A 23,804-nucleotide genomic window follows, 5' to 3' on the forward strand; every position below is an offset into this window, starting at 1 on the left:
TTAACTTAATAACATCATCCATTCTCTTCATTGAACGGATAGTTTTTTAATAAACCCTATTTAAATTTCAATACAGGATTTCGAACAATCTTTTTGTTTATTTTTTAGATCTCTTTAACACAATTTCCTGTTATTGAAACCAACGATAAAACTTCCATATAAGAATCATGAATATTGTGTATCCGAAAAAAGAATAAGAATGATGCCATGCTTCGCTATGAGTGAACCATCCTAACTGCTCCGCAAACCGTTCGGAAATACTCATACAAAGTCCAATCAAAGTGATAAATAGGATTTTTAAAAATGAAGGTAACATTCTTGCAATCCGTAAAAAGAACATAGTAAAGACTGGTAATATCAATAATGTAAACGCGACATTGATTGTAAATATATGTGGGAATGGTCTTGTTGGAAAGGCATACATTTGTTTACTGACAAACAGTAGGTCTAAATATGTTCCGATCAAACTAGAGAAAATGATAGTGGCTACAAAAGCCTGAGAGTTATTCCTCCCCTTCTTCTTCTCGGAGCAAGACATTTTTTTTGACCAGAATGGCAAATTCAATTTTTTCAAGCGTTTTGCAGTATTCATTATAAATCTTTCCATCTGCCATTTCTCCCTTATCGATTAAATAGTCCATGATGCGCCAGTCTTCAAACCAGTCTTCACTTTCCGCTTCTTCATGATGAAGATCTTTCCATGCGTATATTAGTCGCGGGCTATATAAACGATCTGCACCTTTTCTTAATTGGCAGTTCTTTATTCGACGTTCATAAAATGCACGAGAGAATGATTCGTTTACATCATAAAATAAATGCGGCCAGTAGTCTTTTCGTGAACCAGTATGCGGATGATCATGAGCCCAATTTACTACTCTTTGTAAAGCGTTCTCATGTCGAAACAGTAGTGAATATAATCGTTTTCCGAGTAAAATCCGCTCATGCAGGGAGGTGAAATGTTTCATTGTATCGCCGAAAAGCAATATTTTTTGTTTAGTCTCATCTTTATAGAATGGAAAAAGGATATGATTAAAGCGGAAAAAATCATACAGTTTGAATCCAATACTATTCAGTACAGTCTTTTTAAAACGTTCATTTTGAATAACCCTTTTTTCTAAATAGCTTTGTTCATTAATAACGGTGGCAATAGCTAACGTATAGCGGTCACCTGTGCTCCAAAAATGATTCCATATCGTTTCCATAAACGTTGATACATGGAAATAAGGCAGAAGATGAAACAGTCTTTCGGATTTTTTCACACTTTGTTCGTACAATAAAAATTGCGGATATACATCCTGGAAGATTAACCAGTTGCCTCGTTCTAAAAAAGAAAAGAAGGTGACTTGATCCTTTTCTGACAATAGCCTTGTATATAACTCCCCTTTTAAATCTGTCATATTCCAACCACCATTACGCGATACCATATGTCCAAGCAACGCCCAGTGTATTTCTGGGTATTGGAGGTAAAAACGATAATAAGCATGTGTTCGCGTCACATTATTTTTGTTGTGTTTTCTTGTTTGCTCTTTAATTTGGTGAATTAACATTGTCTCTTCTTCTGTTAATTTCCATGTTTTAACGAAAAGTTGCTTTTTTTCACTTTTTTTCTTTAATTCATTTTTTACATCTAAAAGAGAGTACGGAATTGTCTTGGAAAAGTTGTTCCATTTCCTTTTCCGGTCGTTATGGTGCATTCCTTTTCCTCCCATTACCATGAATGTCCTTCTACTATTTTATTACGAACGTTAGGAATAAATGATGATTGTTTTTTCATACAAGAGGTAGCCGCCAGCAAAATAAAGCTAGCAAAAAAAGAGATACCTCAAAACAAAAAATTTAATTATGAGAATTAATTTTTTTTTCGTTTTGGAGGTTTTCCGTTTCTCTAATTTGCTAGCAATGCAATGATAGGCGAATAATGATTGATAGAGGTTTATCCCGTATTAACGGGCAGTAAGACCCCCACTGATGGAGGTTTCACTTTATTATCGTAAAAAACTTAAATGAAGGTTGTTACTTCTCTAAGAAAAGCATAAACTAAGTGAATGTAATTTTGTCTATATCATTTATAATCTTCTTGAAGAATACTATATATTTCTAAATCGACGACTCCCTTTCCGGACCATAATGTAGCCTGTCTTAATAAACCTTCTTTTATAAATCCATTCTTTAAAAGCACTTTCTTTGATATCTCATTTGCCGGCATAACTTCAGCTTGAATTCTATTTATATGAACGTCTTCAAATAAAAATTTTACGATTGCATGAACCGCTTCAGGTGCAATATCTTTTCCCCAATACTTTTCTGCTAAAAAGTATCCGATTGTAACCATATTGACCTTTCGATTAAAATCCATTGCTTCAATGATTCCAACTAATGTATCACTTTCATTCTTTCGAAAAATCCCCCATTTAATTCTACTCTGTTTAATATAGTCCCTCTCAAAGTGTTGAATCATCTTACTTACCGTCTTCATATTATGTTTCGGTATAATTCCGCAGTATTCAAACACTTTATCGTTATTGTAGATTGCATATACGTCCTGTAAATGAACATCTTCAATTTTCTTTAATACTAGATTCATAGATTCTAAAATTGGAAATTCTTCAAAAACTATTTCTATTTTCATGTTAATCCCCTTCTTAACAAGTTCTTTCTATCAAATTACACTACCTGGTGTATATGTACCTTTCGTGTTTCTTACAAATAAAACTGTTTTGATTATGAGGAAACATACATAGAATTCGTTATTTTAAAATTTGTACTAACTTATCTAACGGCAATGCGTGTACTTGTCTTTGTTTTTGTCCTGTTATGGTTTCTGCCATACACATAGAATTAATAATTGCTTCTTGAACAGATTCAATTGCCGCTTCAAAAATAAAATCTAGCTGCTCTGATGGAAACATATCGACAGGATAAGCTTTTTCGTTATCATAAGAATAGCAATTCCCAGTTGAAAAAGTCAGGAAAAAATCTCCACTACCTTCTTCACCAATACCGCCTAACCTAGCCATTGCTAGCGATGCTCTTTTTGATATTCTTTCACATTGTGAAGGCAATAATGGAGCATCTGTTGCAACTGTAACGAGAAGAGAGCCTGCGTTTTCTGGAGTACTCCATGGTAATGGTACTTCTATTTCATTTAATATGCTTCCAACAGGTTTATGATTAAAAATAAGATCTTCTCTTCTACCAAAATTAGTTTGTACAAGAGCGCCAACTGTGTAAGTTCCGGATTCACACTCAACAATTCGGGAAGAAGTACCGATTCCGCCTTTAAACTCGAAACAGATCATCCCTGTACCGCCGCCAATATTTCCTTCTTCAACTACTCCAGATTTTGCATGTAAGATGGCTTCTTCTAAATCTTCATATGTCATGGTGGTTTTTTCTAAATCACTTAACCAACCATCCCAAGTCTCTGCTACTATTCCATTTGAGAAAGGCTCTAAATTTTCGATTCTTCTAGTAGCACGCGAAAGAAAATGGTGAGCTAATCCAAGTAAATGACTGCCGGTAAAAACAATAGGCGTTACTAAAGTACCTGTTTCATCAATCCAATGACTTCCAGTAAACTCTCCAGTTCCATTAAAAGAAAAGAATCCTGCTGGAAAATGCGACCCAGCTAGATTTCCGTTGTTAGGTAGAATAACAGTAAGTCCTGAACAAACATCTGTATGTAAAATTGTTTTGTGACCGACGATTACGCCTTCTACATCGGTAATTGCATTAAATGTTCCTGGTTTCAATTTTCCGATATTAATATCTAAATCTCTTAATCTTTTCCTTTGCATTATAAGCTCCTTAAATAATATGTATTTTATATATTAATACTGAAGAATATATAATATTTTCATCTTATTCCATTAATTGAGAAAATTCAATCTAAAAAGAGGTTATTGAACGATAATGTTCAAACAACCCCTTTTCAGTATTAACCAATAATTCCGTCTACAATACCATATGTTTTTGCCTCTTCTGCGCTCATAAAATAATCTCGTTCTGTATCCCTTGCTACTTTCTCAACTGGCTGCCCTGTTTTATCAGCAATAATTTGATTAATATGTTCTTTTAACTTCAAAATCCGCCTTGCAGAAATTTCAATTTCAGTTGCTTGCCCTTGCGTTCCGCCAAGTGGCTGATGAATCATAATTTCGCTATTTGGTAAAGCGAAGCGTTTCCCTTCTGCTCCTGCCAGCAGCAATAACGCTCCGAATGAAGCGGCTAAACCGATACAAATGGTTTGTACATCCGGTTTAATATAATTCATCGTATCTAAAATCGCAAAACCAGCAGAAGTAGAACCGCCAGGACTGTTTATATAAATAGATATGTCTTTTTCTGCATCTTCTGCTGCGAGAAATAACAACTGCGCAACAACACTGCTGGCGACTTGTTCATTAATTTCTTGACCAATCATAATGATTCTATCCTTTAATAATCTGGAATAAATATCATACGAACGTTCTCCAAGTTTCGTTTGCTCTATAACATAAGGAATTGTATTCATAAAAAATCCCTCCAGCATTTTAGTTTAAGCAGCACATGAGAAACAGTTGTAAGAAGATTTTTGGTGCAATAAAAGCAATGGTTGTTGTAGCGAAATTCGTGAAAAATGCAGCGTTGGTACAAGTTTTACCAATAATTCAGGTGTTTGTTGCTGAATTGCTTTTACAAGTATTTCAGTTTCTTCTTCCATATCCTTTGAAGATACAAAACGTTCCTCTTCTTTTATCATTTTTAATTTATTGCGTGTTCGAAATAATGAAGCTTTTACGGCCCCTTCTGACATAGAAGTAATAGCCGCGATATCAGCCAAGCTATATTCAAACACATCCTTTAATAAGAAAATGACAGTTTGCATTTCATTTAAACAAGATAGCATTGTATCGATTAAAGCGTACAATTCAGCAACGTTTGCATGTGGTTCATAAGAATCTTCTTGATCATTTTCTCTTTCATATGCTTTTGTTCGCATTTGATCCAGCCATTGATTACGAGCCACTTTGTATAACAACGTTAAACAAATACTTTGGTTCCATTCCGCATTCGTATATTTCTTCAATACTTTACATATTGTTTCTTGTGCGAGGTCTTCTCCGTCCCATGTACTTTTCGTTAAAAATGTACAATAACGCTTTAGTTCCGCATAATGTTTAACAATAACAGATTTATTTGATTGTTGAATATCCGAATCGGATTGTGAAATCATCTTTCTCTTTGTATTCAAAGTGATCACTCCTTTTAAGCGCGCTTACTTAATAAACGATTTAACAAAGAAAAAAGTTACGGTATCTACGAATTTTTCAAAGTAATTTTTTCACTAATGAAACGTTATATAGTCTTATGTTTACCATATACATTGCAAGGTGATAATTATGTTATTAACATTTTATACAAGGAGGAGATAAAATGCCAAAAATAACCGTTCTAGGAACAGGAACTTTTGAAGTGGAAGCGGGAACAAAATTAGTATTAGCGCTAGAAGATAACGGTGTAAATATTCTTCACCGCTGCGGTGGAAAAGCAAAATGTACAACTTGCAGAGTGGAAATATTAGATGGTGATTTTTGTGAACCTAACAAAGTTGAAAAACATGCATTTGCGGAAAAAGGTGTAGAAGATTACTTGCGTTTATCGTGTCAAGTGTATGTAAATGCAGATATGACAGTACGCCCTGTCTTAACAGTGGAGACTTCCGGAATGGATGCGGGGCCAAGGCCAACTGAATAATTGTACGTTGAGGAGGTACTATGTTGCATACAAAGCGCTTAGCTGGTGAATACGCTGTTGATTTCATAAAAGAAGGTATGACAATTGGACTTGGTACGGGTTCAACTGTATTTTGGACAATACAAAAATTAGGAGAACTTGTAAGAGAAGGTCTAACAATTCGTGGCGTACCTACTTCTAAACAAACAGAACAACTTGCGAAAGAGCTACAAATTCCTTTAGTGTCTTTATCTGAAGTAGATGAACTTGATTTGACTATTGATGGAGCAGATGAAATAAGTGATGATTTACAATTAACAAAAGGCGGCGGCGGTGCACTTCTTCGCGAAAAGTTAGTCGCAACTGCATCAAAACAGCTTATTATTGTAGCAGGTGAATCTAAATTAGTATCCCGCTTAGGGAAATTTCCGTTGCCTGTTGAAGTTGTTCCTTTTGCAGCAGAGCATACAGCACAGAAAATCTGCACATTATTAGGCTGTACAACTACTCTACGTCTTCAAAATAATAAACCTTACATAACAGACAATGGAAATTTCATTGTAGATTGTGCTTTTCCTGATTTCATAGCAAACCCAATTGAAACACATCAATTTTTGAAAACATTAACAGGTGTGGTTGAGACCGGATTATTCATTAACATGGCTCATATAGTTGTTATTGGTAAAAGTAATGGTGTGAAAAAATTAATATCTCAGAACAAATAGATGTAGCCCTAAAGGTACTAGTATAAAGTACTTTTTTGCGCTACATCTTTTTAATTTCTGTTCTAGTTTGATTGAACATCTATCCTTTCTTCATACAAATCTTTCGGAATTTGTTGAATTAAAGGTGAACATATCCCTGAATAAAAAATCCGTAAGTCATGTAGAGAACGAGTACATCCGACATATAGCAATTTAGCATCTTGTTTTGTTTGTTTATAATGAGTTGCATCTACATCGATAAGTAGTACTGCGTCGAATTCTAATCCTTTTGCCAAATAAACAGGAACGACTGAAATACCACCTTCATATTTGGTTTGATTCGCTTCTATTATATTTGTAGAAATACCAGCTTCTTTGAACTTCACATGTATCTCACGGCACTCTTCTTCTGTTCGTCCAATGATAGCAATCGTTTTTACATGTTGTTCTTGCATAGTCTTCACAGTAGATAAAACAGATTGAAATTGATCATTTGTCGAGATAATTTTTACACTTTCACCGCTGCGAAAAACAGGATTAGCAAGGCCTACTGGAATATTGGCATTTTGAATAACTTCATTTGCAAAGTGAATAATTTCCTTTGTTGAGCGGTAACTTCTCGTTAATTCGTAGTACTGGGCATTTTGATAAAATACATCTTGAAACTGTTGCCAATCGTGAATACCTTGATATTCGTGAATGGCTTGTGATAAATCACCTAAAATAGTAAAGGAATTTCCAAGTGTTATTTCTTTTAAGATGGAAAGTTGAAACGGTGAAAAATCTTGCGCTTCATCAATAACAACATGATGAAATTTTTGCCCAGGTTTTATTCCCTCTAAATAGTGATGAATATAGATGAGCGATGCTAAATCTTCTAGAGTAACCTCTTTTTTTCGGCAATTTTTTGCTGTTTCTTGTACAAGTTCAGCTGGTAACACACTTAAAATATCTTCTTGTTTCATTAACATACTGTAAAAGGATAGCGCATTCATCTTCGGCCAAAATTTTAAATAGCTATTAAGTCTTTGCGTTGCTTGTTTTTTTAGTTGCTTCCTTTTATTTGTGTCTGAGATCATCTTGAGTTCCATCTCAATCCAACGTTTCATGCGAGCAACAATCCGTTCCCGTCGCTTTCCTAACGGATAATGTTTATATTCTGTTTCAAACCACTGCTGAATTACCTCTCCTTGTAATACTGAATAGTCCCAAGGCTCAAAATCTTTTGTTAGCACTATACTTTTTTCGTAGTTTGACAAACTCTGATTGATAAATACTTGAAACTCCATGGATCCTTTTAATTTACCAGCCGCTATCTCATCTTTGTCCTTATGAATAGAGAATGCTTGTTGTAATTGTTTATCAGTACTCTGTACAGAAACACTATTTTCTAAAGTATGTAATGCCCAATCTTGAAATGTAGTTTGATGAATATCACCAACACCAAGCTCTGGTAATACGCTGGATATATAATCAAGAAATATACTGTTAGGTGCAAAAACGATCATTTTCTCAGCGCGAAGCTGCTCACGATATTGATAAATTAAAAAAGCAAGACGATGCAAGGCAATTGTTGTTTTTCCACTACCTGCAACACCTTGAATAATGAGGGGAACATTTTTTTCCGCACGAATAATTTCATTTTGTTCTGATTGAATCGTTGAAACAATATCTTTTAATTTATTATCTTTATTTTCTCCTAAGCGATAGAGAAGAAAATCATCTGCTAGTGATAGATCATCACTTCCTCTGACATATGTATCTACAACGCGTTCTAATGTTTGCTTCCGAATAGCAATGTTCCGTTTTAAGTGAACAATTCCTTCAACGATTCCTTCTGGAGAATCATAAAAAGCTACATCCTCTCCTCCAGTAAATGAATAAAACATACTTGCAACAGGTGCTCGTCAATCAACGACGATCGGCTGCTGCGTTTCTTCATCAGAAGCACCAACTTTACCAATATAGACAGGTTTTTGCTGTAGTTCTCCTTCTTCTTGAAAATCTAAGCGTCCAAAATAAGGCTCCTGACTGGCGATTCGAAGTCTTTGCCGGCTAGATTCTCGCATAGTTTCAAGTACTTGTTCTGTAAAGTTTTCTCCATGATAAACTGGAATACTCTCTAGCTTATGCAATTGCTGATTAATTTGCGAAAGCGTGTTATTTAATTTCTCTAACTCTAGTTCAAATATTTCCTTCATGTTCGTAATTCCCTCCTATTCGTTGAAATTTTCAGTCGAAGATTAATTCTATTAAAAATGAAGCCTGTAAGTCAAGTGTTTAGAGGAAATTTCCTAAGAAAAACCTATATTAACTCTTTAATCCATGCTGACGAAGGAAATTGTTCTTTTAGCGCACTCGTTAACCATAACTTTTGTTGTTCATTCATATATGGTATATATGCCTTAAAATCTTGTTCATCTTTTATTCTGCCCTCTTTTGCTTTAAATAGCAGCTGCCATTCAGGGGCAATAAATTTACGTCCAAGTGCATCTTCATGAACAAAGTGCTTATAATCCATCCATATAGTTTTATTTTTTCGAAATAAAACTTTGTCATTTTCCTTATCTGTTAATAATATCTCGATGAAATCTTGTTCTTTGTATAGATGTAAACCATATCTTGGAAGAGCTATATCTTCTAAGTTTAAACATGGATCGACTCGTCCCTCTCCCGGAATTGCTACATAAATGTCCCAATCAGAGAAATATGTAAAGACTTCTTCAGCATGTTCTCTAAAAATACAAATATCTATGTCTTCATGTGTTCTCGTTACTACTCCTATTCCTAAATCAATAGCCCATCCCCCTGCAATAAACCACGGATGTTTAAAATTTTTCATGATTTCAACAATACAATTGAGTTGTTTCGCTTGAATCATAGTCATTCAACTCCCTCTTCTCACGATATTTTTAGTTTAATATAAAATTCAATTAAAAAATTGTCTAAATCAATAAATAAAACGTGTCTTTAAAGATTAATCAAAAATTAATTCTTATGCTAAATTTATTTATTGATTATTACGAAAATTAAATCAAAAAGAATCCTATAAGTGCTTTTGCAAAATCAAAAGGAGCTATCTCATCTGAGAATAACTCCTTTTGAAAGTCATCAAATTATTTTTTTGATTTTGTTAGTTCTTTATTCCCGCGTGTTCAATAATGCGCTTCATCGCTTGAATTTGCCCCAAATGATTTGCTTCATGCATTAATGAAAGGCCGGCTAATTCTCCAAAGGTTCCAAGTCCCATAAATGGTTTTTCCAGCGTTTCATTTAACTGTTCAGCAGGAATTTGTTGAAGACGAACTAATTGATCTTTCAACTCTATAATGAGTTTATCTACGGTAGGTACATCTCCCTTCCAATCAGCCGGCTTTGTACCGTTTCCAAATAATTCGATATAATTTGCAGGAAGATGCGTCGTTTTATGTGGAAAGCCGAGCATAAACTGTTCAGTAACCGTTAATACATGGCCAATATGCCATTGGATCGTATTGTTAAAACTGTCTGGCTGTACATTTGTTATTTCCTTAGAAAATGATTCTACGTTTTTAATAAAATAACTTCTTGTCATTGCAAATTGTTTAAATATTAGTTTATTCATACCTTACGCCCCTTTCAAACCTCTCTCATTCATTAGCGTATTAAAAATCTGGATAAATTAGAAGTGACATGAAATAAAGATCGATTATATTCTATACGAATCATTCATATCATGTAAAGCGGAATGACTTCATACAAATTATCATTTGTTCATTTGTATATAAGCACGAATTATAAAATAACTACACTAACTGTTTAATCCATTCTGGTGAAGGCATTTGTTTTTTTAGTTGTTCTGATTAAATCATTGGCATGCTTTCTCTATCTTTCTGTATATATTTATGAAAAAAGGAGAGGGTTCTCCCTCTCCTTCCATTATCTATCCTTATATAATAATTTACGATAGGATACCCAATCACCTTCTACAATCTGATGCTGCAGTATATCTTGCTTTTGTGCTATATATACATAAGCTTCTAATATCTTTTCGTTTATATAGATAGCTTGTGTAATTCGGTTGTATAGATCTTGTTCAGAGTCCCCTGTATATTCCTCTAATTTATCCAAATCTCTTAATACAGCATCTGTTACTCTATATACTTCCCCATATACTTTCTTATCCTTTGAATGAATCATCGCTGGATACCCTTCATTCGTATCAAATAATGAACCGTATGTCCAAGATTCGTTTGCAATACATATGGAATCTTGTAAAAAATGAGCGTTTGCTTCATTTTTTCGCAGCGTTCCATATACAAAAACATAATGCATATTCTCCTCCCTCGCTATCACTCTGTTATTTGTTCATTTGTAAATAAGCACGAATCATAAAATAACTAATATTATCAGGAAGCTGTTCTTTAATAGCTTTTAATCCACCTTCAGCTTGCTCTACTGCGGATGCAATCATAGATTCATATTCTTTCGGAACAAAGCTTGGCCAATCTACTTCCATCCCTTCATCAAAACAACGAATTAAATGATTTTCTACAGTTTGCATGGACAGTTCGCGTACTTCAGCGATATGAGAAAGTGTATCTCCCTGTTTATACATTTCATATGTAGCATGATGAGAATTTTTCATTGCCTTTTTCGATTGCTTTCGTTCTGTTACAATTTCTGTCGTAATCATCGTATCTATATCAGGATGCTGTTCAAGAAAGTTTACGATAACTTGTAAAAATATATTACCGTATTTCTCCAGTTTATGCTCACCTATACCTTTTACCTGTAGCATTTCTTCTAGTGTTTTTGGCAATTTTGTGCACATATCTTGCAATGTTTGATCAGAGAAAATGACAAACGGTGGTACTCCTTCTCCTTGTGCAATTTCTTTACGCACATGACGTAGTTCTTCGAATAGTGGATGATCTTTCACAATTTGTTTTGTTTCTACTCGTTCTTTTTGGAAAATAAGCTGGTTACCAAGTAGAACGTCTTTCCCTTTTGTTGTTACTTTTAATGTAGGATACGTCCCATGCTCAACTGAAATGAGTTCCTCTGATATCAAAAACTCAATAAATTCACTAACGTCTTTCATGCTTCTGTTTGATAACAATCCATATGTCGGTAACGTATGGAAATTAAATTCGATTACCTTTTTATTTTTTGATCCTGTTAATACTTGCGCAATCATTTGCTTACCGAAACGCTGATTTGTTCGAATCATACATGATAGCACCATTTGTGCTTCTTTTGTAACATCGACACTATTTCGATCGTCTGTACAATTGCCGCAGCGACCGCAATCTTGTTTTGGTTCTTCGCCAAAATATTGTAAAATAAATGATTGCAAACAATTTTCTGTATGGCAGTAATCTGTCATATGTTGCAGTTTCTCTAGTTCATTAGAAAATCGAGAAGCTCCTGTTGACTGGTCAATTAAATATCGCTGTACTTGCACATCTTGCGGAGAATAAAGTAGGATACATTCACTATCCAAGCCATCACGTCCAGCACGTCCAGCTTCTTGATAGTAACTTTCCATGTTTTTTGGAAGTTGATAATGAATCACGTATCGAATATTAGATTTATCAATTCCCATTCCAAATGCAGATGTTGCAATCATTACATTTACTTCATCTCGTAAAAAACGTTCTTGCTGTACATTACGATCGTTATCATTCATACCAGCATGATAACGTGCTACAGAAACGTCTTCTTTATTTAGTTTTTCATAAAGTTGATCGACAACTTTACGTGTCGCTGCATAAATAATACCCGCTTCTTTTTTATTCTGACGAATATATCCTGATAAAAAGTCATCACGGTCTTGTCCTTTTACAACGGAAAACGATAAATTTTCTCGTTCAAAAGTCGTCATAATCGTATTATGTTCTGCTATCCCTAAAGTACTGCAAATATCTTGTCGTACTTGCGGCGTTGCTGTTGCAGTCAATGCAAGTACGATTGGCTGTACTGGAAGATAATCAAGTACTCGATGAATGTGTAAATAACTCGGACGAAAATCATGCCCCCACTGCGAAATACAGTGTGCTTCATCAATTGCAATTAACGGAATCTTCATATCGATAAGTTGGTCGATAAAATCAATAGAATCAAGACGCTCTGGTGCAATATATAACAACTTATAATGTCCTTGTTTCGCCAGTTGAATCCGTTGATTTGCTTCAGTAGTTGAAATAGAGCTATTAATATATGTAGCGGGAATTCCATTTTGCGTTAAAGTATCAACCTGATCTTTCATCAGTGAAATAAGCGGAGAAATAACTAATGTTGTTCCCTCTAATACGAGTGCTGGAATTTGATAACATAAAGATTTTCCGCCACCTGTTGGCATAATACAAACCGTATCTTTTCCATCCAATATATTTTTAATTGTCTCATTCTGCCCTCTACGGAATGACGAGTAGCCAAAATAGGAAGCTAAAAGTTCTTGTGCTTTTGTAAACAAAAAAGATTCACCTGCTTTTCTTAGTCTTTCATCTATTAGTATTATACCATTAGTCAAAAGTCATTGTACTCTCTACTTCTCTCCAACACTTCGCATGCTTACGAATAATTATTAACAACTCATGTAAAGCTAGAGAAAACCATTTTTAGCAATAATATTAATAAAAAAATGACTAATATCAAAATTATCATTCGCTATTTGATATGATTATTTCCATTGTTATCTAAGTAATAACCATAATTTTTGAAAACAAATTACATGTATATAATATTTGCTTCTCCAACATAATTAACAGATTCTTCTCTAAATCCACCTTATCCCTTTACATTTAACATATATCGATATATTTTATTAGTATCTTTTTTTATACCGTATTAATAGGCAGTAAGACCCCCACCTCAAAATTCAGCAAAGGCAAAGAAATTAGTTGGGAGATGTGCTGTCCATAAAAGTCCGATTGATGAGGGCTGATTAAAGTTTCACTTTATATTTATAGGAGGCAACATATTGATTAACGCAATAGGTATCGCTTTTATTCTTTCTAATAAGCCTGAAAAGAAGAAAAAAGTTTATCTTAATGATAGATTTGCACTAATAGACATTATTGAATCTAAAGATGTATATGATTCTGAAGGTAACCCACTAGTAGAACTAACATGTAAATATAGCATTTATTTGGATGAGAAATACTATTGTAAATCTCTCGAAGACTACACTGGACAAGTATTTCCTTTCCTAAAGGAAAAAATCGGAAAAGGTCTTGTTAGAAATTTAAATTATTATTTTTCACATATTGATATATACGATAAAAAACCACCAGTTAAAGAGATAAGAAATCTTATGAAGCAAGTAGTAAACTATAACTAACATTTAGTATGATCTTAATGAAAATTATCTTTAAAATAAAGGGGATCCCTAATGCCCCTTTATTTTTCAATAACTAATTATTAATCTCCCTCATAAATCAAATTCTTTTAACTGTTACTGAATCTCGTTATGATTTTCAACCGCCTTCTTGAGCCTCTGCAACATATATCCAATCCCCTTACAGCCTTCTAATGGATAAGAAATAATCTCTTCTGGATATAGCTTTGTCACTACTTTTTTATGCTTCTTGCCTGCAAGCAGAACAATTTCATCAAAGTCTAGCAAGTCTTTATCCATCATCTGTTTTTTTAGTTGCTCTATATTAATAATCTCACTACTTTTCGAATTAAAAGCAAGATCATAGTTTTCTTTCACTATATCAGTTGGCAGTAAAAATCCATGCTTTGCGGATAAAATTACCCAGTGTGTAAAAAATTGAGAAGCATACGCTTGGCACGCTTTTCCGAATGGACTAATGTACACTTCTCTTGCTTCTGTCGGCCCCTCATCAGGGTACTTATCCCAAATCTTCTTTTTCCCACATGGAATGATGCATAATCTTTTCATTGTTACCTTCTTACCTCTTTTCTCTTTCGATCCTATATAATCTGCTGCATTTTTTAAAATATGAAATAGTAATTTGCAATAAAATCATAGCATTTTTCATTCACAGATAAAAACATCAGGTTTTTCTCTTCTTCCTACCCAATTTTCATCTTTCCAATATGAAACATTAAAGTAACAGACCTTAATATCCGAATTTTTATGCTTCCTAAAAACAAAAAAAGAACAAGCAGACTGTATATCGGCTTGTTCTTTCCTTTTCGTCCAAAGCTTCTCTTATAGAGTTTGGAATGTTTCTGTTAAAACAGGAACGATTTGTTTTTTACGAGACACAACACCTTTTAAAGTAGCTGTGTTATTTTCTAATGTTACGTTGTATGCTTTCTCAACAACTTCTGCTGCTTTACCAATTGCAAGGCCAACAGAATCATTTGTTAAGATATCTGTTACAACGAATAAGAATAGGTCTAAACCTTTCTCTTCTACTACTGCAGAGATTACTTTTTCTAATTCTGCTTGGTGTGCAAGAACGTCGTTTGTGTCAACAGCATTTACTTGTGCAATTTCAACTTTTGCATCGCCCATTTGGAACTCTTTCGCATCAAGGGAAATTAATTGCTCCATTGTTTTACCACTTAAATCTGCACCAGCTTTTAACATTTCTAAGCCGTATGTTTCAGCATCAACACCAGCGATTTCTGCTAGTTCACGGGCTGCTGCTACGTCTTGATCTGTGCAAGTTGGAGATTTAAATAATAAAGAATCTGAAATGATTGCAGATAACATTAACCCTGCAACTTCTTTACGAATTGCAACACCGTTTTCTTTGTACATTTTATTTAAAATTGTAGCTGTACAACCAACAGGCTCACAACGGTAGTATAAAGGATCACTTGTTTCAAAGTTAGCAATACGGTGATGATCGATTACTTCTAATACACGAACAGATTCGATATCATTAGCACTTTGTTGACGTTCGTTATGGTCAACTAAAATAACTTTGTCCACTTCGTTTGCTACTGTCTCAACAAAACGTGGTCCTTCTACTTTAAAATGATCTAAAGCAAATTGTGTTTCACCGCTAATTTCGCCTAAACGAACAGGCTCAACATTCATTCCTAATTCTTTTTTTAGTTCTGCATATGCAATTGCAGAACAAATTGCATCTGTATCTGGGTTTTTATGCCCGAAAATAAGTACTTTTTCCATGATTTCACCTCTCTACAAAAGGATATCTTAAAGGACAGAATATGACAATATTTTAGGCGAATTTTTTTATAAATAATCTAGCTTTCTTTTGAATTTACATGTAAATTCAAGATTTCTGTGCCAATGTATAAAATTATTCTGTTCAAATACCAAAGAAGATATTGAATTATCATAAGAAGATTTGAATACATAACTGAAATAAAGCATATTTTTGAATATATAAACTTATTTTTTCTGTGAAAAGGAGGTTTATGTACATGCCTTATATAAAACTTGATAATGATGTGAATATATATTATGAAGATCAAGGTCAAGGAACGCCAATTATATTCGTACATGGGGTTTGGATGAGCAGTCGCTTTTTCCATAAACAACTTCCTTATTTTAGTGAAAACTACCGCGCGATTTCACTGGACTTGCGAAGTCACGGCCGTTCTTCTCACGCTCAATCTGGGCATACCATTGCAAACTACGCTCGTGATTTACATGTTTTTATAGAAAAATTATGCCTTGAGAATGTTGTATTAGTTGGCTGGTCTATGGGAGCATTTGTCGTTTGGGAATATTTGAAACAATTTGGAGAAAGTAATGTGAAAGCTTCTGTTATCGTAGATGAACTAGCTTCGGATTTTAAATGGCCTGATTTTCCAATTGGAGCTTTTGATTTCCCTGCTCTAATTCATATTATGCGAGAAATTCAAATCAATCGAATTGACTTTCTGAAAGGATTTATACCATTAATGTTCAAAAATCCTCTTTCTGAAGAAGATTTTGAGTGGATGTTAAAAGAAGTGACAACTATTCCGGAGTCTATAGCAAGTGCTGTTTTATTTGACCAATCTGTTGTGGACTATCGAGACTACTTAGATCAAATTACCACTCCTACTCTACTTTGTTTCGGGAGAGAAGAAAAACTTATTCCTGTTGCAGCAGGTGAACATTTACACAAACATATTAAAAACTCTCAGCTTATCATTTTCGAAGATAGCTGTCATTGCCCTTTCTTAGAAGAAACAGACCGTTTTAATAAAGTAGTAGATACTTTCATTCAGTCGTTAGATGAAAATCATGCACCATAATTAACAAGTTCCTATGATTCATTTTCATGAATGAACAAAAACTCCTTCATGAGAAGGAGTTTTTCGATCTTTCAATGCTTCTGTCGGTGTAATTCTTCCATACATTCCTGTACAAGTGTAACAGCTTGACTCATTGCAGCGCCGCCAGCAAATGCTGATGCAACGCCGCACGCTTCTAGTACTTCCTTATCAGAGCACCCTTGATCCATACAACCTTTTGTGTGATAAATTGTACAATATTCATCTTGCATAGCTAAACTAATGCCTAATGCGATTAACTGCTTTTCTCGTTTTGTTAAGGTTCCTTCCTGGAAGCAAGCTTGTGTAAAAGCGTTGTAAGCTTCAGCGATTTCTGGGATTTGCTGCGTAAACTTTCCTAATCCTTCTTTATAATGTTGTAATGATTGATATGTTGAACCTTGTTGCTGAAAATCCATTATATTCCCTCCTTTTTTATGTACTATGTTAGTATGTACGAGAAAAACAGCAGTATCCTAAATTACCATCAATTTATAACGTATATTTTCTCTTTAAAGCAAAAAAATAGCTGCTGAGAATAGTTACATCTCAACAGCTATTTTTTATATTACTCATATGAATCATTTAAATTCGCCAAAGCGATAATACCTTCTTCATCATCTAATTCAAGCTGTAATCTTGCTGCAAACGGATTAATATGATATTCCATATCAAGCCATAAGCGAAGTGCCTCGATTAAATTTGCCTGAATTAAAATTTGCTGACGTCCATTTACTTCTACTTCAGCTGAGAAGCCGTAATCGTCATCGTACATCAGTTCCACAAGTACTTGTTCCGGGGGAACTTGACGTTTTTGTGCAATATATACACAGAGTGCATTAATCAACTCTTGTTCGGAAATTTTTATCGTTTCCATGCTGCTTCTTCCACCTGTTTCTTACGTTGATTTTTAAAATATTTGAATGCGCGAACCGCTAACATTACAATACCAGCCATTACGAACATATTAATCATAAATGCTAATACAGAACCAAGAGCTCCCATGTTAGCAAATAAGCTACCCATTAATAAACCACCAATACCACCAACTAAAAGACCTTTCATAAAGCTTCCTTTATTGCTTTTTGGTGCTGTATTTGTTGCTTTTGTTTTTGAACCTGTCGTTTTATTTGAATTCACATGAGAATCTTTTTTCTTTAAATCCACTGTTGATTTTTGTGTTTGGCCTGAACTTGGAGTATAAGATTTTTGACCAGATTTGTAAGTTTTTGCATAAGCACTATCTACTGAAATAAAACTACCAGCGGCGAAGACAAACATAAATGCAGTCAATAGTGTAACGATTTTCTTTAACATATAATATTCATTCTCCTTCTACTATAAGTATATAGTATCTATCCTTCTCTTAAACTATGAAAAAGATAGATGAACCTTAAAGTTAATAGAAAGGTTCTTATGAACTTATTATATGAACTTTTGTAATAATAATCAAGAGTTATTTCTTATGATTATTAACTTTATTCGACTACCAGAAAAATCACGAGAATACAATTGACTTTATATAAAACAATACATAATATAAGTTCATAAGAACTTTTATATTATCGGAGGTGAAAAGATGGAAACATTTCATCTCACACGAAACGAAATGGCAATGCTTCTCCTTTCTCTTAGAGGGTGGAATACAAAAAAGCCTCTTGCAATTTTACAAGAAGCTTGGACAAAGTCGCATAAAGAAGATATTGAGAGTGGTCAAAGTGTTACGGCCTTTCTTACAACTGCACTAGCACCTATTTTTGAAAAGCTTATTAAAATAGAAGAAATTGATATTGGATTCTCTTTAAATGAAATCGTCGCACTTGGAAATCAAATTGAAAACACTAATTTTTCTATTACAGCACTGCAAAACTGGGTGAAACGCGATATAAAAGAAATGATCGGTTCTCCGCAAAAAGGAAAAAAATATTCAATTGAACAAGCAGCCTTATTATTTATTGTAGAAGATTTAAAAACAGCACTCGATTTTGAGTCCATTCGAAAGTTGTTAAAGCTTATTGTGAATGATCCTGCAGATCGTACTGATGATTTAATTAATCCTATTCAATTATATGTTTTTTACTCTTCTTTATTTGAAGAACTGAATCAACAAGGTTACGTTCAATTCAATACAACGAATACGATTCGTACTATTGAACAAACAATTAAAGAAAAAGCTGATCAATTAGCAGCTAAAATTGAACATATAAACAAAGAACAACGCGAAGCAATTCGAAATGCAATTATTATTGCAACGTTATCTGTTCATACTGCTTATGTACAAAGGTTAGCGAAGCGTTACGTATCAGCTACTTTGTTTTTACAGCATTTAAATTTGAATTAATCCTTTTCAAACCACATACAACCGAAAACAAATGTTATCGGTTGTATGTGGTTTCGCTGTTTGTTCGCCAAAGTACGATACCGCTTATCATATATAGAATTGAAGCGACATAAAAAATAGTTCCAATGGTTAAAAAATCAACTAAATATCCTGTTAGAATTATAGCAATTGCTGCTCCTAAGGATGTCCATACGTGATATTTTCCGATTTCATAACCAGCTTCTTGACGTTCTACCTTTCGTGCAAGCGATGTTTTTTCTGCATTTTTCTGTATAGCTCCTAGGAATCCCATCATAATTTGCAAAATATATACATGCCAAACTTCTGTAGCGATCGGAAAACATAGCATTAAAATAGCCATTGACCAAGAGTATACGATTAGTAATTTTCTATCGCCAAACCGATCAGAGACTTTTCCAATTAGAGGATAAGCAAGCGCTGATGTTAACGCAAATAAACCGTATGCCCAGCCAAATTGTGAAAAACTGTTGCCAACGTTTCTTAGTAGTAATACATAAAAAGGAAACACCATACTTCCTGCCATCATAATGAGACTTTGTGAAACTACAAATCTTGTATATGTCATTGACCATACTCCTTATAAAATAGATTAACAAACCGTTCTTGTGGGTCGTATTCCCTCTTTTTTTGAAAAAATTCGTTTGTACGTGAGTAAGCTTTTTGTAATTGATGTTTTTTTGTATAAGGATAATATGGCAAATAGTAGCTTCCATCATGTTGCAAAGTAACATTCACCATTTTCTGTATCACTTTTTTTGTTTTTTCTATTTCTTCTTCAGAACGTCCTTGATTGATAAGAAGTACAAGAGCAAACATATCCTCTTTCGCGTATGACAAAACCGCACTATCATTTTTTGTCACATATCGAATAGTAATATTAAGAAGATTTAGTTCTTCTTGTTCTAATACTTTACGTAAGTCATCTATATATGAAGAAAAGTGATTAACAGGAATAAAGTACTCTTGTAAAATTTCTGTATGATTCGGATTTTCATATTCCATGAATGCACTATCTGATCGCATTACATTATTACGAGTTTCATAAGATCCATCCGTACGTTCAAAATATTTTTTTTGGATATTCCAAAACATCGTTTTTCCCCAGTCGCTGTACCTAGATAATCCAAGAAAAAATTTTGGAAGTGCAACACTTGTTTCTTCTTTTAAAGTACTATACTGCTCTCGATTCTCTTGATTCGTAGCGAGAACGTAATTTGTCACATACATCTCACGTAAAAATGAATCTGGTGCGACAGAAATACGAGCTAAATGCATCCTCACTTGTTCATCACCCTCAACATGCTCCTTGAAATAAGAAGTATATTGGTGATAATCTAGCGTTTTAGCTCGTATTTGGTACAGTTCATCTTCTGTTAACTTTAGTGTTACATCTAGAATGACTCCAAATAGACCGTATCCACCTATTACTAAAGAGAATAGTTCTGAGTTTTCATTTCTACTTATATATTTAATTGTGCCGTCTGCCATTAATAAACGAAATGAATCAACTGTATCTATAAGTGCATCATGCCGAATATCCCTTCCGTGTACATTTGCGCTTAAAGAACCACCTATGGTGAAAATATTTTGTGACTGCATAACTTGAATGGCAAGGCCGTATGGATTAATAACTTTTTGAATGTCATTCCAAATCGCACCGCTCTGCACTCTAATTCTTTTTTGCTCCGGATCGAACTCCAATATTTTATTATAACTTTTCATATCTAAAACAGTGCCATTTGGATAATATGTATGGCCACCTTGACTATGCTGCATCCCAGCAATAGAGAGTTTTTCATTTGAAGTATTTGCATCTCGAACCAATTGTTGCAGCTTTTTTTCATCGTCAACACTCTCTATTCGTTTAACCTTTGTCGGAAGTAATCGTCCTGAATCTGTTATAACAGGCTGAGTAAGTTGTTGCTTATACGTATGTACTAATACAGTTAGTAAGGTGGTGTATATTGCTACAGAAATTATTATTTTACCTCTTTTCAATTGATCCTCTCCTCTCAATGAAAAGTGTAATATTACACTTTTTATTGAGATTATACCATTTAATTTCAAGCTTATAAATAAAAAAATCAGTACTTTATTATAAAGTGCTGATTTTTCCTAAAAATTCAATTCTTTATTCAAGGATTTAAATCCTTTTCCATACTGTCCCTCTTTTTTCATACTCTAGTCTTCTTTCGACTGAATAAGCTACTTCAGAATTTACAAAGCGTTCAATGAGCCATATAGCTAAATCGACACCTGAAGTTACTCCTCTTGCTGTAATAATATCATGATCATCAACAATTCTGGCACTTAGCACTTCACATCCGTATGATGCCATTTCGTTTTTAGCAAGATGATGCATAGTAGTTTTCCGTCCTGCTGTAATTCCTGAAACAGCCATCAACATTCCGCCCGTACAGACACCAGCGATAACAGCCCCTTGCTGATAAAATTTAGCGATGAATTCAGGTAATATACCTTTATCCGCTTCTATTTTTGCTCCCTTTTCTCCTCGATGATTCCACCCACCACCAGGTACAATTAAAATATCTGGACAATTGTCTTCACTAAGAAAATCATTCACTTCGACTGTTAGGCCATAAAACCCAGTCACCGAATTCAAATTTAATGTAACCATTTTCACATCGAAATTTGCTCCGAACTCATTAGCACGTTTTAATACCTCATATGGTCCTATGGCATCTAGTTCATCAAAACCATCAAATAATACAATTTGAATATTCATCGTTTGCCCCCTAACTGTAAGCATCTGCACAATATATATTAAATGAGTTAACAGAATAATAACATAATGTTTTCTTTATCAATGTTTATAAAAAAATGTTATTTACTCTTTTACCGCAAAGATTTGTAACAACAGCGATTAACTATTTTTGTCGGACCTTCATACAGGATTTTAGTCAATCAATATTGAATTTCTAAAGGGCTTTATTTTTGTTAGGAGGAATCTATCATGATGAACTATTTTTCTATAATTAGTGATTTAGTTTTTATAGATCGCAAGCACTTGTTTACAGAAACAGACATTATGCTGTATCATCCCGGTCATTTCCTAGAATTAAATGAACTTGTTGCAAAGCATTGCTCTCAAGAAATTGTAAAACATATTTTCATTCCTTCTATTTTTAATATATTTCTACAAGCAAATGAATTTGAGTATCATAGAGAAGTATTAATTCAACTAGGAGTTCCTCATGAGAAAATCCAACCGATTACAGGAGATTTTTCTAATGTAGAAAGTGTAATAAAAAGTGCGTTTAACATAATCAATAATCAAGAAATAAGGAATGTATTACTTGCTGGAAAAAGTTTTTTCTGTCGAAGATTTTTATTACTTGCCTCACTATATGCTGCGGAAGATAAAATCTTAGATGTTCTTCCACTGCAAGATCAACGACAAATTAATCGCGATACTTGGCACACAAGTGAAAAAGGAAGACAAAGAATCACAAATGAAATTAAACAATATCACGAAATTACAGAAAGACATCCTTTTCTTTTTCACTCAAAATTCTAACACATAAAATTATTATGTAAACTATATGTGGGAAAATAGGACCTAAATATATCCAAATGAATCTAAGGATTCTTTGAGCCTCTGTATAGAATTTCATATATTATAGGTATAATATCATTACCACTTATATAAAACCCTCTAAAAAAGGAATCTGAAAGGCCGCTTTTTAGATACCTTAAAAATTTTTGTATATTAAAAGACTTATCTACATGATAAGTCTTTTAATATTTCATTATATGCCGATCCAATTTTTCTCGAATTGCTGAAGTAATAAACTCTTCTATTGAAATCTTTTCTTCATTTACAATATTTGAGATAGACTGATACTCAGATGAAGATAATACTATGCTTTTCGTAACACTATTGCTGTCTAAGTAAATACTATTATTTAGACGTTTTGCTAATTTTCCTTCTATTATATATGGCATAAGAGAGTCAATCCACTCTTGTTGAAACTGCATAGGAACTTGAATGAGTGATTGGCGAATTTCAACGATCCAAAAATTGTGTTCTTCGGAAATTCGAAGATTTCGTGGAGATACATATTGCAATAAGTAATCCATTCGCTGAAAAATATCACTTCGTAAATGATGTGTTTTTAGAAAACGAAACTTTACAAATTTTTGATGATGACTCCTCGGTTTATCTGATAATTGATATGCTGGAAAAAAGCCACTTTCTTTCGCCTCTTGCAGTGTCATATCATTTCCAAATTCATCTGTTACTATAATATTTCCTCTTTTAGGAATAGACGTTATACGAGCAATTGTATTTCCTTGTATAAATTTTTGAAATAAAACAACATTATATTTTCGAGAATATGTATAAAGAGCATTGGCGTCATCTAATCTTTCAGCTAATTGTTTTACCTCTTCCTCTTGTACAAATTTTGTTTCTTTATTTCGATGTATTTGAATTGTATAGGATAACTCCCCTTCTTCGATCCATTTACATAATTGATACATACTAACATGAAACTGTTTACTTGCTTGGTTTAATGTGATTCCTTCTGTATGTAAATGTGATTGTAATACAGTAACCTCTTCTCTTTGAAACAAAAAACTCCCATCTAATCGCCAAGTATCTTTATTAATTGGAGTTAATTTATTTTCTTTCATTAATTTTTTAAATGTGAAATTTGTAATACGTAAATACTCTTTTACCTCATTTGTATCCATATATTGTTCATATGTATGCTCGTACATGCAAATAAATCCTTTCTATTTAAATCTAATTATATTTTATATAAAAATATAATTTAAAATAATAACGAAATAAAATGTAATTTCAT

25 protein-coding genes and 1 pseudogene are annotated in these 23,804 nt (G+C 33.6%); 6 read left to right on the forward strand and 20 right to left on the reverse strand.

What is annotated here, in order from left to right:
* Positions 1-130: 130 nt before the first annotated feature.
* The 6 genes from CN326_RS25190 to CN326_RS17885 form a co-directional block, all read right to left on the reverse strand.
* Entirely contained in the window at positions 131-607 is a 477-nt protein-coding gene (locus CN326_RS25190; RefSeq protein ID WP_483295653.1) for a CBO0543 family protein, read from the reverse strand.
* Positions 504-1,694 (reverse strand): DUF2515 domain-containing protein, encoded by a 1,191-nt coding sequence (locus CN326_RS17865; protein ID WP_098310349.1) that lies wholly within the window; start codon positions 1,692-1,694, stop codon positions 504-506. Before CN326_RS17865 ends, CN326_RS25190 begins: the two co-directional genes overlap by 104 nt.
* A gap of 368 nt (positions 1,695-2,062) precedes the next feature.
* Complete coding sequence (locus CN326_RS17870; protein ID WP_098310321.1) at positions 2,063-2,629, reverse strand: GNAT family N-acetyltransferase; 567 nt, start codon at positions 2,627-2,629, stop codon at positions 2,063-2,065.
* Positions 2,630-2,747: 118 nt separating this feature from the next.
* Positions 2,748-3,797, reverse strand: a complete 1,050-nt coding sequence (locus CN326_RS17875) for a P1 family peptidase (RefSeq protein WP_098310322.1) — start codon at positions 3,795-3,797, stop codon at positions 2,748-2,750.
* A 140-nt stretch (positions 3,798-3,937) separates the two neighbouring features.
* Complete coding sequence (gene clpP, locus CN326_RS17880) at positions 3,938-4,528, reverse strand: ATP-dependent Clp endopeptidase proteolytic subunit ClpP (RefSeq protein ID WP_098310351.1); 591 nt, start codon at positions 4,526-4,528, stop codon at positions 3,938-3,940.
* 9 nt (positions 4,529-4,537) lie between these two features.
* Positions 4,538-5,233, reverse strand: coding sequence for an RNA polymerase subunit sigma-70 (locus CN326_RS17885; RefSeq protein WP_098310323.1), 696 nt, complete (start codon positions 5,231-5,233; stop codon positions 4,538-4,540).
* A 182-nt stretch (positions 5,234-5,415) separates the two neighbouring features.
* On the opposite strand from CN326_RS17885, the gene CN326_RS17890 reads away from it, so the two are divergent.
* Positions 5,416-5,736 carry a 2Fe-2S iron-sulfur cluster-binding protein gene (locus CN326_RS17890; RefSeq protein ID WP_098310324.1) on the forward strand — a complete coding sequence of 107 codons (321 nt, stop codon included), beginning with the start codon at positions 5,416-5,418 and terminating at the stop codon, positions 5,734-5,736.
* 23 nt (positions 5,737-5,759) lie between these two features.
* Positions 5,760-6,440 (forward strand): ribose 5-phosphate isomerase A, encoded by a 681-nt coding sequence (gene rpiA, locus CN326_RS17895; RefSeq protein WP_141525075.1) that lies wholly within the window; start codon positions 5,760-5,762, stop codon positions 6,438-6,440.
* A gap of 62 nt (positions 6,441-6,502) precedes the next feature.
* On the opposite strand, the pseudogene CN326_RS17900 reads toward rpiA, so the two are convergent.
* From CN326_RS17900 to recQ, 5 genes and pseudogenes are all read right to left on the reverse strand, one after another.
* A pseudogene (locus CN326_RS17900) lies at positions 6,503-8,620 on the reverse strand (HelD family protein).
* A gap of 104 nt (positions 8,621-8,724) precedes the next feature.
* Positions 8,725-9,306, reverse strand: coding sequence for a nucleotidyltransferase domain-containing protein (locus CN326_RS17905; RefSeq protein ID WP_098310326.1), 582 nt, complete (start codon positions 9,304-9,306; stop codon positions 8,725-8,727).
* A 246-nt stretch (positions 9,307-9,552) separates the two neighbouring features.
* Complete coding sequence (locus tag CN326_RS17910) at positions 9,553-10,023, reverse strand: DinB family protein (RefSeq protein ID WP_098310327.1); 471 nt, start codon at positions 10,021-10,023, stop codon at positions 9,553-9,555.
* A gap of 314 nt (positions 10,024-10,337) precedes the next feature.
* Positions 10,338-10,733 (reverse strand): gamma-glutamylcyclotransferase family protein, encoded by a 396-nt coding sequence (locus CN326_RS17915; RefSeq protein WP_098310328.1) that lies wholly within the window; start codon positions 10,731-10,733, stop codon positions 10,338-10,340.
* A 25-nt stretch (positions 10,734-10,758) separates the two neighbouring features.
* Positions 10,759-12,876: a DNA helicase RecQ gene (recQ, locus tag CN326_RS17920; RefSeq protein WP_098310329.1), complete on the reverse strand. Its 2,118-nt coding sequence runs from the start codon at positions 12,874-12,876 to the stop codon at positions 10,759-10,761.
* Positions 12,877-13,383: 507 nt separating this feature from the next.
* Between recQ and CN326_RS17930 the strand changes: the two genes are divergently transcribed.
* A complete protein-coding gene (locus CN326_RS17930; RefSeq protein WP_098310330.1) occupies positions 13,384-13,743 on the forward strand; it encodes a cytoplasmic protein in 360 nt (119 codons plus the stop codon).
* A 114-nt stretch (positions 13,744-13,857) separates the two neighbouring features.
* Here the strand turns inward: CN326_RS17930 and CN326_RS17935 are convergent, their stop codons facing one another.
* Both CN326_RS17935 and ppaC read right to left on the reverse strand, forming a co-directional pair.
* Complete coding sequence (locus CN326_RS17935; protein WP_098310331.1) at positions 13,858-14,310, reverse strand: DUF6884 domain-containing protein; 453 nt, start codon at positions 14,308-14,310, stop codon at positions 13,858-13,860.
* 273 nt (positions 14,311-14,583) lie between these two features.
* The gene (gene ppaC, locus CN326_RS17940) at positions 14,584-15,516 is read right to left on the reverse strand and encodes a manganese-dependent inorganic pyrophosphatase (protein ID WP_098310332.1); all 933 of its coding nucleotides are present in this window, start codon (positions 15,514-15,516) and stop codon (positions 14,584-14,586) included.
* Between the two features lie 257 nt (positions 15,517-15,773).
* Here ppaC and CN326_RS17945 point away from each other — a divergent pair, with 257 nt between their 5' ends.
* Positions 15,774-16,595 (forward strand): alpha/beta fold hydrolase, encoded by an 822-nt coding sequence (locus CN326_RS17945; protein WP_098310333.1) that lies wholly within the window; start codon positions 15,774-15,776, stop codon positions 16,593-16,595.
* 71 nt (positions 16,596-16,666) lie between these two features.
* Here the strand turns inward: CN326_RS17945 and CN326_RS17950 are convergent, their stop codons facing one another.
* The 3 genes from CN326_RS17950 to CN326_RS17960 all read right to left on the reverse strand — a co-directional run bounded on the left by CN326_RS17950 (position 16,667) and on the right by CN326_RS17960 (position 17,930).
* Positions 16,667-17,032 (reverse strand): carboxymuconolactone decarboxylase family protein, encoded by a 366-nt coding sequence (locus CN326_RS17950; RefSeq protein ID WP_098310334.1) that lies wholly within the window; start codon positions 17,030-17,032, stop codon positions 16,667-16,669.
* Between the two features lie 149 nt (positions 17,033-17,181).
* Positions 17,182-17,490: a YxcD family protein gene (locus CN326_RS17955; protein ID WP_098310335.1), complete on the reverse strand. Its 309-nt coding sequence runs from the start codon at positions 17,488-17,490 to the stop codon at positions 17,182-17,184.
* Positions 17,478-17,930 carry a hypothetical protein gene (locus CN326_RS17960; protein ID WP_098310336.1) on the reverse strand — a complete coding sequence of 151 codons (453 nt, stop codon included), beginning with the start codon at positions 17,928-17,930 and terminating at the stop codon, positions 17,478-17,480. Before CN326_RS17960 ends, CN326_RS17955 begins: the two co-directional genes overlap by 13 nt.
* 262 nt (positions 17,931-18,192) lie before the next feature.
* Here CN326_RS17960 and CN326_RS17965 point away from each other — a divergent pair, with 262 nt between their 5' ends.
* The gene (locus CN326_RS17965) at positions 18,193-18,954 is read left to right on the forward strand and encodes a DUF1836 domain-containing protein (RefSeq protein ID WP_098310337.1); all 762 of its coding nucleotides are present in this window, start codon (positions 18,193-18,195) and stop codon (positions 18,952-18,954) included.
* Positions 18,955-18,988: 34 nt separating this feature from the next.
* Here the strand turns inward: CN326_RS17965 and CN326_RS17970 are convergent, their stop codons facing one another.
* The 3 genes from CN326_RS17970 to CN326_RS17980 all read right to left on the reverse strand — a co-directional run bounded on the left by CN326_RS17970 (position 18,989) and on the right by CN326_RS17980 (position 21,721).
* Positions 18,989-19,540: an MFS transporter gene (locus CN326_RS17970; RefSeq protein ID WP_098310338.1), complete on the reverse strand. Its 552-nt coding sequence runs from the start codon at positions 19,538-19,540 to the stop codon at positions 18,989-18,991.
* Complete coding sequence (locus tag CN326_RS17975; RefSeq protein WP_098310339.1) at positions 19,537-20,973, reverse strand: FAD-binding oxidoreductase; 1,437 nt, start codon at positions 20,971-20,973, stop codon at positions 19,537-19,539. Before CN326_RS17975 ends, CN326_RS17970 begins: the two co-directional genes overlap by 4 nt.
* A gap of 145 nt (positions 20,974-21,118) precedes the next feature.
* Entirely contained in the window at positions 21,119-21,721 is a 603-nt protein-coding gene (locus tag CN326_RS17980; RefSeq protein WP_098310340.1) for a DJ-1/PfpI family protein, read from the reverse strand.
* A 228-nt stretch (positions 21,722-21,949) separates the two neighbouring features.
* On the opposite strand from CN326_RS17980, the gene CN326_RS17985 reads away from it, so the two are divergent.
* Positions 21,950-22,513: a hypothetical protein gene (locus CN326_RS17985; protein WP_098310341.1), complete on the forward strand. Its 564-nt coding sequence runs from the start codon at positions 21,950-21,952 to the stop codon at positions 22,511-22,513.
* 221 nt (positions 22,514-22,734) lie between these two features.
* Here the strand turns inward: CN326_RS17985 and CN326_RS17990 are convergent, their stop codons facing one another.
* Positions 22,735-23,718 (reverse strand): DNA-binding protein, encoded by a 984-nt coding sequence (locus tag CN326_RS17990; protein WP_098310342.1) that lies wholly within the window; start codon positions 23,716-23,718, stop codon positions 22,735-22,737.
* Positions 23,719-23,804 lie beyond the last annotated feature (86 nt).

Source organism: Bacillus sp. AFS018417 (assembly GCF_002560985.1).
In the GTDB taxonomy this organism is placed as follows: domain Bacteria; phylum Bacillota; class Bacilli; order Bacillales; family Bacillaceae_G; genus Bacillus_A; species Bacillus_A rhizoplanae.

Excerpts from the sequence above, each read along its gene's own strand:
- CN326_RS25190 (WP_483295653.1), bottom strand. The coding sequence starts at position 607 with ATGGAAAGATTTATAATGAATACTGCAAAACGCTTGAAAAAATTGAAT.
- CN326_RS17865 (WP_098310349.1), bottom strand. The coding sequence starts at position 1,694 with ATGCACCATAACGACCGGAAAAGGAAATGGAACAACTTTTCCAAGACA.
- CN326_RS17870 (WP_098310321.1), bottom strand. The coding sequence starts at position 2,629 with ATGAAAATAGAAATAGTTTTTGAAGAATTTCCAATTTTAGAATCTATG.
- CN326_RS17875 (WP_098310322.1), bottom strand. The coding sequence starts at position 3,797 with ATGCAAAGGAAAAGATTAAGAGATTTAGATATTAATATCGGAAAATTG.
- CN326_RS17890 (WP_098310324.1), top strand. The coding sequence starts at position 5,416 with ATGCCAAAAATAACCGTTCTAGGAACAGGAACTTTTGAAGTGGAAGCG.
- CN326_RS17905 (WP_098310326.1), bottom strand. The coding sequence starts at position 9,306 with ATGACTATGATTCAAGCGAAACAACTCAATTGTATTGTTGAAATCATG.
- CN326_RS17910 (WP_098310327.1), bottom strand. The coding sequence starts at position 10,023 with ATGAATAAACTAATATTTAAACAATTTGCAATGACAAGAAGTTATTTT.
- CN326_RS17915 (WP_098310328.1), bottom strand. The coding sequence starts at position 10,733 with ATGCATTATGTTTTTGTATATGGAACGCTGCGAAAAAATGAAGCAAAC.
- CN326_RS17935 (WP_098310331.1), bottom strand. The coding sequence starts at position 14,310 with ATGAAAAGATTATGCATCATTCCATGTGGGAAAAAGAAGATTTGGGAT.
- ppaC (WP_098310332.1), bottom strand. The coding sequence starts at position 15,516 with ATGGAAAAAGTACTTATTTTCGGGCATAAAAACCCAGATACAGATGCA.
- CN326_RS17945 (WP_098310333.1), top strand. The coding sequence starts at position 15,774 with ATGCCTTATATAAAACTTGATAATGATGTGAATATATATTATGAAGAT.
- CN326_RS17950 (WP_098310334.1), bottom strand. The coding sequence starts at position 17,032 with ATGGATTTTCAGCAACAAGGTTCAACATATCAATCATTACAACATTAT.
- CN326_RS17955 (WP_098310335.1), bottom strand. The coding sequence starts at position 17,490 with ATGGAAACGATAAAAATTTCCGAACAAGAGTTGATTAATGCACTCTGT.
- CN326_RS17960 (WP_098310336.1), bottom strand. The coding sequence starts at position 17,930 with ATGTTAAAGAAAATCGTTACACTATTGACTGCATTTATGTTTGTCTTC.
- CN326_RS17965 (WP_098310337.1), top strand. The coding sequence starts at position 18,193 with ATGGAAACATTTCATCTCACACGAAACGAAATGGCAATGCTTCTCCTT.
- CN326_RS17970 (WP_098310338.1), bottom strand. The coding sequence starts at position 19,540 with ATGACATATACAAGATTTGTAGTTTCACAAAGTCTCATTATGATGGCA.
- CN326_RS17980 (WP_098310340.1), bottom strand. The coding sequence starts at position 21,721 with ATGAATATTCAAATTGTATTATTTGATGGTTTTGATGAACTAGATGCC.
- CN326_RS17985 (WP_098310341.1), top strand. The coding sequence starts at position 21,950 with ATGATGAACTATTTTTCTATAATTAGTGATTTAGTTTTTATAGATCGC.
- CN326_RS17990 (WP_098310342.1), bottom strand. The coding sequence starts at position 23,718 with ATGTACGAGCATACATATGAACAATATATGGATACAAATGAGGTAAAA.